The 13,319-nt window shown below is 70.3% G+C and carries 7 protein-coding genes, 1 tRNA gene and 1 pseudogene; 5 read left to right on the top strand and 4 right to left on the bottom strand.

The features are described 5' to 3' along the window. Positions 1–203: 203 nt before the first annotated feature. Together secA and QM699_RS04415 are read left to right on the top strand one after the other, a co-directional pair. Positions 204–2,969, top strand: coding sequence for a preprotein translocase subunit SecA (gene secA, locus QM699_RS04410; protein ID WP_415009989.1), 2,766 nt, complete (start codon positions 204–206; stop codon positions 2,967–2,969). A 25-nt stretch (positions 2,970–2,994) separates the two neighbouring features. Continuing rightward, positions 2,995–3,555 (top strand): HD domain-containing protein, encoded by a 561-nt coding sequence (locus QM699_RS04415; RefSeq protein WP_415009990.1) that lies wholly within the window; start codon positions 2,995–2,997, stop codon positions 3,553–3,555. 235 nt (positions 3,556–3,790) lie between these two features. Here QM699_RS04415 and QM699_RS04420 read toward each other — a convergent pair whose 3' ends face one another. After that, entirely contained in the window at positions 3,791–5,089 is a 1,299-nt protein-coding gene (locus QM699_RS04420) for a PQQ-dependent sugar dehydrogenase (RefSeq protein ID WP_415009991.1), read from the bottom strand. Between the two features lie 120 nt (positions 5,090–5,209). Continuing rightward, positions 5,210–6,019, bottom strand: coding sequence for an alpha/beta fold hydrolase (locus tag QM699_RS04425; protein WP_415009992.1), 810 nt, complete (start codon positions 6,017–6,019; stop codon positions 5,210–5,212). Positions 6,020–6,206: 187 nt separating this feature from the next. On the opposite strand from QM699_RS04425, the gene uvrA reads away from it, so the two are divergent. The 3 genes and pseudogenes from uvrA (at position 6,207) to QM699_RS04440 (ending at position 12,043) form a co-directional block, all read left to right on the top strand. Then, entirely contained in the window at positions 6,207–9,083 is a 2,877-nt protein-coding gene (gene uvrA / locus QM699_RS04430; protein WP_415009993.1) for an excinuclease ABC subunit UvrA, read from the top strand. Continuing rightward, complete coding sequence (locus tag QM699_RS04435; protein ID WP_415009994.1) at positions 9,080–9,433, top strand: VOC family protein; 354 nt, start codon at positions 9,080–9,082, stop codon at positions 9,431–9,433. Before uvrA ends, QM699_RS04435 begins: the two co-directional genes overlap by 4 nt. Before the next feature lie 197 nt (positions 9,434–9,630). Next, positions 9,631–12,043, top strand: a pseudogene (locus tag QM699_RS04440) (ligase-associated DNA damage response DEXH box helicase). 127 nt (positions 12,044–12,170) lie between these two features. On the opposite strand, the gene QM699_RS04445 reads toward QM699_RS04440, so the two are convergent. Further along, a tRNA-Gly gene (locus QM699_RS04445) sits at positions 12,171–12,244 on the bottom strand. A gap of 64 nt (positions 12,245–12,308) precedes the next feature. Next, entirely contained in the window at positions 12,309–13,316 is a 1,008-nt protein-coding gene (locus tag QM699_RS04450) for an ABC transporter permease (protein ID WP_415009995.1), read from the bottom strand. Positions 13,317–13,319: the final 3 nt, after the last annotated feature.

Raw genomic sequence — 13,319 nt, forward strand, 5'->3', positions numbered from 1 at the left:
TGGCACCCGCGCGAGGGGGCGCCGTTGACAGGCGCAGTGCAGCCGCTTACATCCCCTGACGGCTGAAGCCGGGCCGCTCGCGCCGTGCGTTGCTTAGACGGTTCGGCGCGCCTGAACAAGCGCCCCCGCAATAACAGATCGGTGGGCTGGGACAACGGCGGGGCATCGGCCCGACGGCCGCGGGATTTGAGGACACGCACTGCATGATCGGCATCGGCACGCTGGCGAAGAAGGTCTTCGGCTCTCCGAACGACCGGAAGGTGAAGGCGACCCGCCCCCTCGTCGAGCGGATCAACGCCCTCGAGCCTGAGTTTCGCGCCCTCGACGATGCGGGCCTCCGCGCCAAGACCGTCGAGTTCAGGGAGCGCCTCGCCAGGGGCGAGACCCTCGACAGCCTGCTGCCCGAAGCCTTTGCCAACGCTCGTGAAGCAGCGCGCCGCACCCTCGGCCTGCGCCCCTTCGACGTGCAGCTCATGGGCGGCATCTTCCTGCACCAGGGCAACATCGCCGAGATGAAGACCGGCGAGGGCAAGACGCTTATGGCGACGCTGCCGGTCTACCTGAATGCGCTGACCGGGCGCGGCGTGCATGTCGTCACCGTCAACGACTATCTCGCCAAGCGCGATGCCGACTGGATGGCGCTGGTCTATCACGCCCTCGGCATGACCGTGGGCGTCGTCGTTCCCGGCATGGAGGAGGCCGACAAGAAGGTCGCCTACGACGCCGACATCACCTATGCCACCAACAACGAGCTCGGCTTCGACTACCTCCGCGACAACATGAAGTCCGACCTGGCGCAGGTGCTGCAGCGCGATCACTACTTTGCGATCGTCGACGAGGTCGACTCGATCCTGATCGACGAGGCGAGGACGCCGCTGATCATCTCCGGCCCGAGCCAGGATCGCAGCGAGCTCTACATCGCCATCGACAAGCTCATCCCCGAGCTGACGGCCGAACACTACGACCTCGACGAGAAGCAGCGCTCGACCACCCTCACCGAGGAGGGCAACGAGTTCGTCGAGACCCGCCTGCGCGAGATGGGCCTGCTCGCGGACGACGCCACGCTCTACGATCCCGAGAGCACCAACATCGTCCACCACGTGAACCAGGCGCTGCGCGCGCACGTGCTGTTCCACCGCGACAAGGACTATATCGTCCGCAATGGCGAGGTGATGCTCATCGACGAGTTCACCGGCCGCATGATGCAGGGCCGGCGCCTGTCGGACGGCCTGCACCAGGCGATCGAGGCCAAGGAGAACGTCTCGATCCGGCCCGAGAACGTCACGCTCGCTTCCGTGACCTTCCAGAACTACTTCCGGCTCTACGACAAGCTCGGCGGCATGACCGGCACGGCCGCGACCGAGGCCGACGAGTTCTTCGAGATCTACAAGCTCGGCGTCGTCGAGGTGCCGACCAACAAGCCGGTGATCCGGCAGGACCACGACGACCAGGTGTTCCGCACCGCCCGCGAGAAGTTCGACGCGATCGTGCTCGAGATCAAGCGCGCGAACGAGGCGGGCCAGCCGATCCTCGTCGGCACGACGTCGATCGAGAAGTCCGAGATGCTCTCGGAGTTGCTGAAGAAGGCACGCGTGCCGCACAACGTGCTGAATGCGCGCTACCACGAGCAGGAGGCGGGCATCGTCGCCGAGGCCGGCGTGCCGGGCGCCGTCACCATCGCCACCAACATGGCCGGCCGCGGCACCGACATCCAGCTCGGCGGCAACGTCGACATGCGCGTCGTCTCCGAGCTGGAGATCGCCGAGCGGGAAGGGCGCGCCGCCGACCCGGCCGCCGTCCGCGCCCGCATCGAGGCGGAGGTCGCGGCGAACAAGGAAAAGGTGCTCGGCGCCGGCGGCCTCTACGTGCTCGCCACCGAGCGGCACGAGAGCCGCCGCATCGACAACCAGCTCCGCGGCCGTTCCGGTCGGCAGGGCGACCCGGGGCGGACCAACTTCTATCTCTCGCTCGAGGACGACCTGATGCGGATCTTCGGATCCGACCGTCTCGACTCCATGCTCGGCAAGCTCGGCATGAAGGAAGGCGAGGCGATCATCCACCCGTGGGTGAACAAGGCGCTGGAAAAGGCGCAGGGCAAGGTCGAGGCGCGCAACTTCGAGATCCGCAAGAATCTGCTCAAGTACGACGACGTGATGAATGACCAGCGCAAGGCGATCTTCGCCCAGCGCCGCGAGATCATGGAGTCGCAGGACCTGTCGGAAGTCACCGGCGACATGCGCCGGCAGGTGGTCGACGACCTCGTGGCCGAGCACATCCCCGCGCGCGCCTATGCCGACCAGTGGGACATCGACGGCCTCGCCACCCGCACCCGCGAGGTCTTCGGCCTCGATCTCCCGTTCAAGGACTGGGCCGAGGAGGAAGGCGTCGACGACAGCGACATCCGCGAGCGGATGACCGAGGCGGTCGACCGGCTGATGGCGGAGAAGGAGGCCCGTTACGGCGAGCCCACCATGCGCGCCATCGAGAAGCAGGTGCTGCTGCAGACCATCGACCAGAACTGGCGCGAGCATCTCGTCACCCTCGAGCACCTGAGGAGCGTCGTCGGCTTCCGCGGCTATGCCCAGCGTGACCCGCTGAACGAGTACAAGTCCGAGGGCTTCCAGCTGTTCGAGGGCCTGCTGAACCGGCTGCGCCTCGAGGTGAGCCGGCTGCTTGCCCACGTCCAGGTTATGACCCAGGACGAGCAGCAGGCGATGATCGCCGAGATGCAGGCCCGCGCGCAGGCGCAGGCGGCCGCGCAGCAGGGCGCGCTGGCGGCGGCGCAGGCCTCGGTCGAAACGCTGCGCGTGCCGGCGATGGCCGGTGACGCCGCCCCCGCCTATGCCGGCTCCGAGCTTGCCGCCGGTGTCGACCCGGCCGATCCGGGCACCTGGGGCGCCAGCGGCCGCAACGACCCTTGCCCCTGCGGCTCGGGCAAGAAGTACAAGCACTGCCACGGCCGGGTCTGATCCCCCGGCCCGTCCCGGGGCACGCATGGCCGCAACCGACATCGAGGGCTACCTCGCGTTCTTCCGTGCCGCCGAGGCGCTGAAGGACACGCTGCGCAGCGGCCACACCCGGCAGGGCCGCCCCGAGAGCACCGCCGAGCACAGCTGGCGGCTCTGCCTGATGGCGCTCGCCCTGGCCGACGCCTTGCCGGGGATCGACATCGCCCGGCTCATCGCCCTCCTGATCGTCCACGACCTTGGCGAGGCGGTGTCGGGCGATGTGCCGGCCCCGGCACAGCAGGGCGACAAGACCGTGAGCGAGCGCCACGACTTCGTGAGCCTGCTCGCGCCGCTGCCGGAGCCGGCTCGCGCCCGGCTGCTCGCCGCGTGGGATGAATACACCGCCGTCGAGACCCCGGAGGCGCGGCTCGCCAAGGGCCTCGACCGGCTGGAGACCGTGCTGCAGCACACGCAGGGCGCCAATCCTCCCGATTTCGACTATGCCTTCAATCTCGCCTACGGCCGCGCGCACACGGACGCCCACCCGCTCATCGCCGCCCTGCGGGCCCCGGTGGATGCCGAGACCGAGCGCCTCGCCCGCCGATAGCGCGCCGTCTCTCCGCCAAAGCCATGCCGTCCGCCGGGGTTCTGTCCCGTCCCCGGTTTTCATACAGGCAGAAACCCTATCGGGCAGGACGCAGGGGCCCCGCAAAGGCGGGGAGAACATCCGACCCAAGCGGGCGAAAGCCCGCTGCCGCCGAAGGGAGGCCGCAACGGCGGCCGACCGACAAGCGTCGGCCGAGCGGGGGCTTCATGCCCCGCGAGGCCGGCGCTCCGCCCGGTCAGGCCGGGGTCACGCGCCAGATCACGTCGCCGACATCATCCGCCACCAGCAGCGCGCCGTTCGGCGCCGCCGTCACCCCCACGGGCCGGCCCCAGGACTCCTTCTCGTCCGGTGACAGGAACCCGGTCAGGATGTCGCGCGGCGCACCGGAGGGCTTGCCGTTCGCGAACGGCACGAAGATCACCCGGTAGCCGCTGAGGTTCGAGCGGTTCCAAGAGCCGTGCTGGCCGATCGCCATGCCCTCGGGCCAGCCGGGAAAGAACCCCTCCGGCAGCCAGCACAGGCCGAGCGAGGCGGTGTGCCCGCCGAGCGCGTAGTCCGGCGTCAGCGCCGAGGCGACCTTGGCCGCGTCCTGCGGCACCCGGTCGTCCACCGTGCCGCCCCAGTAGGAATAGGGCCAGCCGTAGAAGCCGCCTTCCCGCACCGACGTGAGATAGTCGGGCGGGGTCTCGTCGCCGAGCCCGTCGCGCTCGTTCACCACGGTCCAGAGCGCCTGCGTCGACGGCTCCCACGCGAGTCCGACCGGATTGCGCAGGCCGCCGGCGAACACCCGCGCCGCGCCGGTTTCGAGGTCGATCTCCCAGATGGCGGCGCGGCCCTGCTCGACCTCCATCCCCTGATCGGCGATGTTGGTGAGCGAGCCGACGCCGACGTAGAGCCGCCGCCCGTCGGGGCTCGCGAGCAGGCTGCGCGTCCAGTGGCCGCCGGGCTCGAAACCGGCGATGCGCCGGCCCTCGCCCTCGAGCCGGGTCGCGCCGGGGACGAACGGAAAGGCGAGGACGCCGTCGGTGTTGGCGAGAAAGAAGGTGTCGCCGACGAGCGCCATGCCGAACGGCTGCCGCAGGCCGGAGCGATAGACCTCGCGCACCTCCGCCGTGCCGTCGCCGTCGGCATCGCGCAGCAGGGTGATGCGGTTCGGGCTCGGGCCCACGGCGGCCGCGCGCTTCATCGTCGAGAACATCGCATAGTCGAACGGCGTGCGCACCTTGCCGAAGTCCTGCAGCGCCTCGGCGGTCAGCACGTCGCCGTTGGGCAGCACGTGGATCCAGCGGGGATGCTTCAGCCCGGTGGCAAAGGCATTGACCCGCAGCCCGGCCGCGGCGACGGGCGCGCGGCCGCCGCTCCACCCCTTCGCCGTCGGCATCTTCAGCGTCGGGATCCCCTGCGGCTTCGCCTCGGGGATCGTCGGGTTGTCGCCCAACGCCGCGGGATGGGGTGTCTTCCCCCAGCGCCGGGCGAGGATCGCCGCCGCGCCGATCATCGCCACGCCCCGGGCGAAGACGTCGGAAAATGCCATCAGTGTCCCTCGCAATGCTGCCGCCGCCTCCCGGTCGCCGTCAGGCGGCTGCCGGTCGTCGGCGGCGGCACGCTAGCGGATGCGGCCGGCGCGGGGAACCCCGCCGGGCCCGCCGCAGGCTCAGCGCCCGAGGAAGTCGAGCAGGCCGGCGTTGAAGGCATCGGCGTGGCTCGCGTTGCAGCCATGCGGCGCGCCCTCGATGATGACGAGGCGGCTGCCGGCGATGCGCGCATGGGTGAGGGCGCCGGAGCCCTCGATCGGCACGATCGCGTCCGAATCGCCGTGCAGCACCAGCGTCGGCACGCTGATCTTGCCGAGATCGTCGCGGAAGTCGGTGGTGCCGAACGCCTGCATGCAGCCGAGCGCCGCCACCTGGCTCGATTGCAGGCAGAGGCCGACCGCCTCCTGGCGCTCGGCCTCGCTGACCTTGAGGTCGCCGTCCACCGAAAAGAACGCGCGGGTAAAGCCGTCGAAGAAGTCCTCGCGGCCGGCGCGCAGCCCCACTTCCATATCCTTCGCCGCATCCTCGGTCAGCGGGCCGTCGGGATTGTCCGGCGTCTTCATCAGGTACGGCGGGACGGCCGCGGCAAAGACGACCGCCGCGAGCCGGCCCTCGCCGTGGCTCGCGACGTACCGCGCCACCTCGCCGCCGCCCATGGAAAATCCGACCAGCGTCACGTCCGACAGGTCGCGCCCCGCCAGCACCCCCTCGAGGTCGGCGGCGAGCGTGTCGTAGTCATAGCCGGAATCCGGCTTGTCGGACCGGCCGAAGCCGCGGCGGTCGTAGGTGATGACGCGGTGGCCGGCCGCGGCGAGCGGCCCGATCTGCTTCTTCCACGAGGCGCCGGAGAGCGGCCAGCCGTGGATGAGCACGACCGGACGGCCGCTGCCGCCGGTGTCCTCGACGTGAAGCCTGACGGGGTCGGTCATCGGATGGTGCTCCTTCGGGCGTGAGTTCGCCCATCAACACCGCGCGTCGGCGGCGGGTTCCGTCGTCCTCCCCGCACAGGGCGCGGCCGCGCGCTTGCGGAAGGTCACGCTTTGTTCTAGCCAAGGTGCGGGACTCGCATCTGCGGCGCGAGGCGCTATGTAAGGCTCTCGGCGAGGATGGGCAGGCATGGCTGAACAGAAGTTCATCGAAATCCGCGGCGCACGCGAGCACAATCTGAAGTCGATCGACATCGACCTGCCGCGGGACCAGCTCGTGGTCATCACCGGCCTTTCCGGCTCGGGGAAGTCGTCGCTCGCGTTCGACACGATCTATGCCGAGGGACAGCGGCGCTACGTGGAGAGCCTGTCGGCCTATGCCCGGCAGTTCCTCGACATGATGCAGAAGCCGGACGTCGACCATATCTCCGGCCTCAGCCCCGCGATCTCGATCGAGCAGAAGACCACCTCGAAGAACCCGCGCTCGACCGTCGGCACCGTTACCGAGATCTACGACTACATGCGCCTGCTGTTCGCGCGGGTCGGCACGCCGTTCTCGCCCGCGACCGGCCTGCCGATCGAGGCGCAGCAGGTGAGCCAGATGGTCGACATCACCATGGCCCTGCCGGAGGGCACCCGCGCCTATCTGCTCGCCCCGATCGTGCGCGATCGCAAGGGCGAGTACCGCAAGGAATTCGCCGAGCTGCTGAAGAAGGGCTTCCAGCGGGTGAAGGTGAACGGGACGTTCCACGACCTCGACAGCCCGCCGGAACTCGACAAGAAATATCGCCACAACATCGACGTGGTGGTGGACCGCATCGTGGTGCGCGAGGGTCTGGAAACCCGGCTCGCCGACAGCCTGCGCACCGCGCTCGACCTCGCCGACGGCATCGCCATCCTGGAGACCGCGCCGGTGGCCGAGGAGGGCGCGGGCGCGCCGGAGCCCGAGCGGATCACCTTCTCCGAGAACTTCGCCTGTCCGGTGTCGGGCTTCACCATCCCCGAGATCGAGCCGCGGCTCTTCTCGTTCAACGCGCCGTTCGGCGCCTGTCCGGCGTGCGACGGGCTCGGGGTGGAGCTCTTCTTCGACCCGCGGCTGATCGTGCCGGACGAGAGCCTGCCGCTGATGCGGGGCGCCATCGCCCCGTGGGCGAAAGGGACGTCGCCCTACTACAAGCAGACGATCGAGGCGTTGTCGAAGCACTACGGCTTCGATCCGAAGACCCGCTGGCGCGACCTGCCGGAGGCGGCGCGTGCGGTTCTGCTCCACGGCTCGAAGGGCGAGAAGGTCCGCTTCCGCTTCGACGAGGGCGGCCGGGTCTACGAGATCGAGCGGCCGTTCGAGGGCGTCATCCCCAACATGGAGCGGCGCTATCGCGAGACCGACAGCGCCTGGTCGCGCGAGGAGATGGAGCGCTACCAGAACAACCGCCCGTGCGGCACCTGCCACGGCTATCGCCTGAAGCCCGAGGCGCTGGCGGTGAAGATCGCGGGCAACCACGTGGGCGAGGTGGTGCGCCTGTCGATCCGCGAGGCGCTGGCCTGGACCGAGGCGGCCCCTGCGACGCTGACCGCGCAGAAGAACGAGATCGCCCGCGCGATCCTGAAGGAGATCCGCGAGCGGCTCGGGTTCCTGGTGAACGTCGGGCTCGACTATCTGACGCTGGCGCGCAACGCCGGCACGCTGTCGGGTGGCGAGAGCCAGCGGATCCGGCTGGCGAGCCAGATCGGCTCGGGCCTGACCGGCGTGCTCTACGTGCTCGACGAGCCGTCGATCGGCCTGCACCAGCGCGACAACGGGCGCCTGCTGACCACGCTGAAGAACCTGCGCGACGCGGGAAACACGGTGATCGTCGTCGAGCATGACGAGGAGGCGATCCGCGAGGCGGATCACGTGGTGGACATCGGCCCGGGCGCGGGCGTCCACGGCGGAAACATCATCGCAGAGGGCACGCCGGCGCAGATCGCCGCCAATCCGGCGTCGATCACCGGGCAGTACCTCACCGGCGCGCGGCGCATCGACATTCCGCCCAAGCGCCGCAAGGGCAACGGCAAGAAGCTGCGGGTGGTCAACGCCACCGGCAACAACCTGCGCGGCATCACCGCGGAGTTTCCGCTCGGCACCTTCACCTGCGTCACCGGCGTCTCGGGCGGCGGCAAGTCGACGCTGACCATCGAGACGCTGTTCAAGACCGCCTCGATGCGGCTCAACGGCGCGCGCCAGACGCCTGCGCCCGCCGAGGCGGTGGAGGGGCTGGAGCTGCTCGACAAGGTGATCGACATCGACCAGTCGCCGATCGGCCGCACGCCGCGGTCGAATCCGGCGACGTATACGGGCGCCTTCGGCCCGATCCGCGACTGGTTCGCCGGGCTGCCGGAGGCGAAGGCGCGCGGCTATCAGCCCGGGCGGTTCAGCTTCAACGTCAAGGGCGGTCGCTGCGAGGCGTGCCAGGGCGATGGCGTCATCAAGATCGAGATGCATTTCCTGCCGGACGTCTACGTCACCTGCGAGACCTGCAAGGGCAGGCGGTACAACCGCGAGACGCTGGAGGTGCTGTTCAAGGGCAAGAGCATCGCCGACGTGCTCGACATGACGGTGGAGGACGCCGAGGAGTTCTTCTCCGCCGTGCCGTCGATCCGCGACAAGATGACGACGCTGATGCGCGTCGGCCTCGGCTACATCAAGGTCGGGCAGCAGGCGACGACGCTCTCGGGCGGCGAGGCGCAGCGGGTGAAGCTGTCGAAGGAGCTGAGCCGGCGCTCCACCGGCCGGACGCTCTACATCCTCGACGAGCCGACCACGGGCCTGCATTTCGAGGACACGAAGAAGCTGCTCGAGGTGCTGCACGAGCTGGTGGAGCAGGGCAACACCGTGATCGTCATCGAGCACAACCTCGACGTCATCAAGACCGCCGACCACCTGATCGACATCGGCCCGGAGGGCGGCGACGGCGGCGGCAGCATCGTCGCCACCGGCACCCCGGAGCAGGTGGCGCGGGTGAAGGAGAGCCACACCGGGCGCTATCTCGCGTCGATCCTCGGCGAGAGCCGGGTGGCGGCGGAATGACGGTCCGGCGCATCGTCGCGAACATCGCCACCGACGAGATTGCCCCGGTTCGCGCCTTCGACGCCGAGGTGTTCGGCCTCGCCACGCTGATGGATCCCGGCTGGATCGTCGCGCTCGGCGCGCCGCAGATGCAGGCGGTGCAGCTCGGCATTGCGACGGAGGGCGGGTCGGGAACGGCCGTCCCCGCGCTGTCGATCGAGGTCGACGATCTCGACGCGACCTTCGTGCGGGCGCAGGCGGCGGGTCCCCCGTCGGCCTACGGCCCCGCCGTGGAGCCATGGGGCGTCCGGCGGTTCTACCTGCGCGACCCGGCGGGCCGGCTCGTCAACGTGCCCGCCCATACCGGCTAGGCCATGGGCGGGGCAGGGGCGGGCGGCGTGGAAGCGGGCGCGGGGGCTCGCTCCGCTCAACCTCGTACTCGTATTCTCGTCAGTCCCCACGCCGCCCACGGGGCGTATACGGCATCATCCGGTGGCCCGTCTCGTCACGGGAACTTGTGCGCCAGAGTCCGCCGTTCCACCCGCGCTGCGGCGCCGGGTCCGGGCCGATGACGCTGCCCGAGCCCTTCGCCGGCTGGTTCGCCCGGCGTGGCTGGTCGCCGCATCCGCACCAGCTCGAGCTGCTGGCGCGCGCCGGCGACCCGTCAACGCTGCTGATCGCGCCGACCGGCGGCGGCAAGACGCTGGCCGGGTTCCTGCCGAGCCTCGTGGCGCTCGGGACGGCGGCGGAGCCGGGGCTGCACACGCTCTACGTCTCGCCGCTGAAGGCGCTCGCCGCGGACATTCGCCGCAACCTCACCGGACCGCTCGCCGAGATGGGTCTGGCGATCCGCGTGGAGGACCGGACGGGCGACACCGGATCGGCGGCGCGCACGCGGCAGCGCGTCGATCCGCCGCACATCCTGCTGACCACGCCGGAGTCGCTGGCGCTGATGCTGTCCTACGAGCAGGCGCCGGCGATCTTCGGCGGGCTGCGGCGGGTGATCGTCGACGAGATCCATGCGCTGGCGGAATCGAAGCGCGGCGACCAGCTGATGCTCTGCCTCGCCCGCCTGCAGGCTCTCGCGCCCGGCCTCGCGCGGGTCGGCCTGTCGGCGACCGTCGAGGATCCGCCGGCACTCGCGGCGTGGCTCGGGGCGGGGACGCGGGTGCTGCTGGCCGAGCCGGGGCCGGAGCCCGACATCGCGATCCTCGAGACCGAGACCCCGCCGCCCTGGGCCGGGCAGACCGCGGCCTATGCGGCGCCGGCGGTCATGCAGCTGATCCGCCGGGCGAAGACCACGCTCGTCTTCATCAACACCCGCGCGCAGGCGGAGCTGTTCTTTCAACACCTCTGGGCGGCGAACGACGAGGGGCTGCCCGTCGCCCTGCACCACGGCTCGCTGTCGCGCGAGGCGCGGGGCAAGGTCGAGGCGGCCATGGTGGCGGGGGAACTCCGCGCCATCGTCGCCACCGGCTCGCTCGATCTCGGCATCGACTGGGGCGACGTGGATCTGGTGATCCAGGTCGGCGCGCCGAAGAACGTCAAGCGGCTGGTGCAGCGCATCGGCCGGGCGAACCACCGCTACAACGCCCCGTCGCGGGCGGTGCTGGTGCCCGCGAACCGCTTCGAGGTGCTGGAGTGCCGGGCCGCGCTCGACGCGGTGCGCGCGCAGGCGCTCGACGGCGAGCCGCGGGGGCCGGGGCCGCTCGACGTGCTCTGCCAGCACATCCTGCTCGTTGCCTGCGCCGGGCCGTTCGAGGCCGACGCGCTCTTCGACGAGGTGCGCACCGCCGGGCCCTATGCCGGCCTGTCGCGGGCGGACTTCGACGACTGCCTTGCGTTCTGCGCCACCGGCGGCTATGCGCTGCGCGCCTACGACCGCTGGCAGCGGCTGGTGGAGCGTGAGGGGCGCTGGCAGTTGCGCGACCCGCGGCGGGCGCAGGCGATCCGCATGAACGTCGGCACCATCGTCACGACCGAGCTTCTGAAGGTCCGGCTGAAGGGCCGGGGCGGGATGCCGCTCGGCGAGATCGAAGAGGACTTCGCCGCGACCCTGCGGCCCGGCGACACGTTCCTGTTCGGCGGCGAGACGGTGCGCTTCGAACTCCCTGCGCGAGATGACGGTGGAGGTGACGCGGCAGGTCTCGCTCAACCCGCGCGTGGCGATGTACGGCGGCACCAAGCTCGCCACGTCGACGCTGCTGTCGCACCGGGTGATCGCGCTCCTCGCCGATCCGGGCGCGTGGACCGGCCTGCCCGGCTACATCCGCGACTGGCTGGCGCTGCAGGCCGAGGTGAGCCGCCTGCCGCGGCCGGGGCACATTCTCGCCGAGACCTTCGCCCGCGGGCCGCACCACCACCTCTGTCTCTACGGCTTCGCCGGGCGGAACGCGCACCAGACGCTCGGGCTGCTGGTCACGCGGCGGATGGAGACCGCGGGGCTGCACCCGCTGTCGTTCGTGGCGAACGACTATGCGCTGCTCGTGACCGGGCTCGATGCGGTGGCCGATCCGGCCGCCCTGCTGGCGCCGATGGCGCTGCGCGACGACCTCGAGGGGTGGCTCGGCGAGAATGCGGTGATGAAGCGCACGTTCCGCACCGCGGCGACCATCGCCGGGCTGATCGAGCGCAACATGCCCGGCCTGCGCAAGACCGGGCGGCAGGCGACGTTCTCAACCGACATCCTCTATGACACGCTGCGCCGCTATGACCCCGGCCACCTGCTGCTCCGCGTCACGCGGACCGAGGCGGGCCGGGGGCTGGTGGATTTCGGCCGCATCGAGGAGATGCTGGATCGAAGTCGCGGCCGCATCGAGGTGGTGCGGGCGCCTCACGTCACGCCGCTCGCCGCACCGCTGTTCCTCGAGATGGGCCGCGTGCCGATCCGCGGCCGCGCCGAGGCGCGGCTGGTCGCCGAAGCGGCCAGCGCCCTCCTCGCCGAGGCGGGGCTGGACGCGCAGCCGGAGGAAGGGGGTTAGGCGGGCGAGAGCGGACGGCCGATCGCCCCGCGACAGGGGCAGGCAAGCTCGGACCAGACCGCGATCCTCCCGCCGGACAACGGCCTCGCGCGAGCGCCGGTTCCGCGGTTCGGGGTCAGGGGGAGCGTGGAGCGGGTGATGGGAATCGAACCCACGTATTCAGCTTGGAAGGCTGCTGCTCTACCATTGAGCTACACCCGCGCGCTGGCCGTTATAGGCGCGCGCGCGGGCGGGCTGCAAGGTCAATGCGTCAGGACGCCCCTCGTCAGTGTGCCCCGGCGGCCTGCGGCCTCGGGGCGTCCGACTGGTCGGGCAGCCGCGCGGCGGCGCGCCGGCGGCGGTAGGAGTCGAACTGCTGGTCTGCGAGGACCCCGATCAGGATCACCGAGCCCATCACCGCGAAGTTGAGCGAACTCGGGATGCCGAGGAGGTTGACGAGGTTCTGCAGCATCTGCAGCAGCACCGCGCCGAGGACGACGCCGATGATCGAGCCCTCGCCGCCACGCAGGGAGAAGCCGCCGAGCACGGCGGCGGCGATGGCGTAGAGCTCGTAGAAGTTGCCGTGGGACGAGGGCGAGATCGACTTCGTGTACATCGCGAAGAAGATCGCGGCGATGGCGGTCAGCACGGCACAGATGACGTAGGCCGCGACGATCACCCGGCCGGTGGGCACGCCGGCATAGCGCGCCGCCTCCTCGTTCTTGCCGACGGCAAAGAGATAGCGGCCGAAGACCGAGCGGTGCAGCACCACCCACATCACCGCCGCCACGACCAGCATGGCGACGAGTGAGTGCGGCACGCCGGCGGTGCGCCCGATGGTGAGCCAGTCGAGCGTGGGGAAGCTCTGGCCGAACTGGAAGCCGACGGTGCCGTCGGCGGTGTACCACCGGGCGATGCCGCGGTAGATCAGCAGGCCGCAGAGCGTGACGATGAAGGGCTGCATGTTCAGCCGGGTGATGAGCAGGCCGTGCGCCAGCCCGATCGCGGCGCCGAGCACCAGCATCAGCACCAGCGACACCGGCCACGGCACGCCGTAGCTGGCGATCAGGTCGACGAACAGCACGCCGAGCAGCGCGATCACCGAACCGACCGACAGCTCGATGCCGCCGGTGATGATGACGAACCCCTGGCCGATGGCGAAGAGCCCGAAGAGCCCGATGAGATTGGCGGTGTTCGCGAGGTTGATCGGCGACAGGAACCGCGGGTTGATGAAGGCGACCACCGCCCCCACCACGAGGATCAGCACCAGGAGGCCGATGTCCTTCTTCTGCATGGT

This window comes from Amaricoccus sp. (genome assembly GCF_047602525.1).
Classification (GTDB): Bacteria; Pseudomonadota; Alphaproteobacteria; order Rhodobacterales; family Rhodobacteraceae; genus Amaricoccus.

Excerpts from the sequence above, each read along its gene's own strand:
- secA (WP_415009989.1), top strand. The coding sequence starts at position 204 with ATGATCGGCATCGGCACGCTGGCGAAGAAGGTCTTCGGCTCTCCGAAC.
- QM699_RS04435 (WP_415009994.1), top strand. The coding sequence starts at position 9,080 with ATGACGGTCCGGCGCATCGTCGCGAACATCGCCACCGACGAGATTGCC.
- QM699_RS04420 (WP_415009991.1), bottom strand. The coding sequence starts at position 5,089 with ATGGCATTTTCCGACGTCTTCGCCCGGGGCGTGGCGATGATCGGCGCG.
- QM699_RS04415 (WP_415009990.1), top strand. The coding sequence starts at position 2,995 with ATGGCCGCAACCGACATCGAGGGCTACCTCGCGTTCTTCCGTGCCGCC.
- QM699_RS04450 (WP_415009995.1), bottom strand. The coding sequence starts at position 13,316 with ATGCAGAAGAAGGACATCGGCCTCCTGGTGCTGATCCTCGTGGTGGGG.
- uvrA (WP_415009993.1), top strand. The coding sequence starts at position 6,207 with ATGGCTGAACAGAAGTTCATCGAAATCCGCGGCGCACGCGAGCACAAT.
- QM699_RS04425 (WP_415009992.1), bottom strand. The coding sequence starts at position 6,019 with ATGACCGACCCCGTCAGGCTTCACGTCGAGGACACCGGCGGCAGCGGC.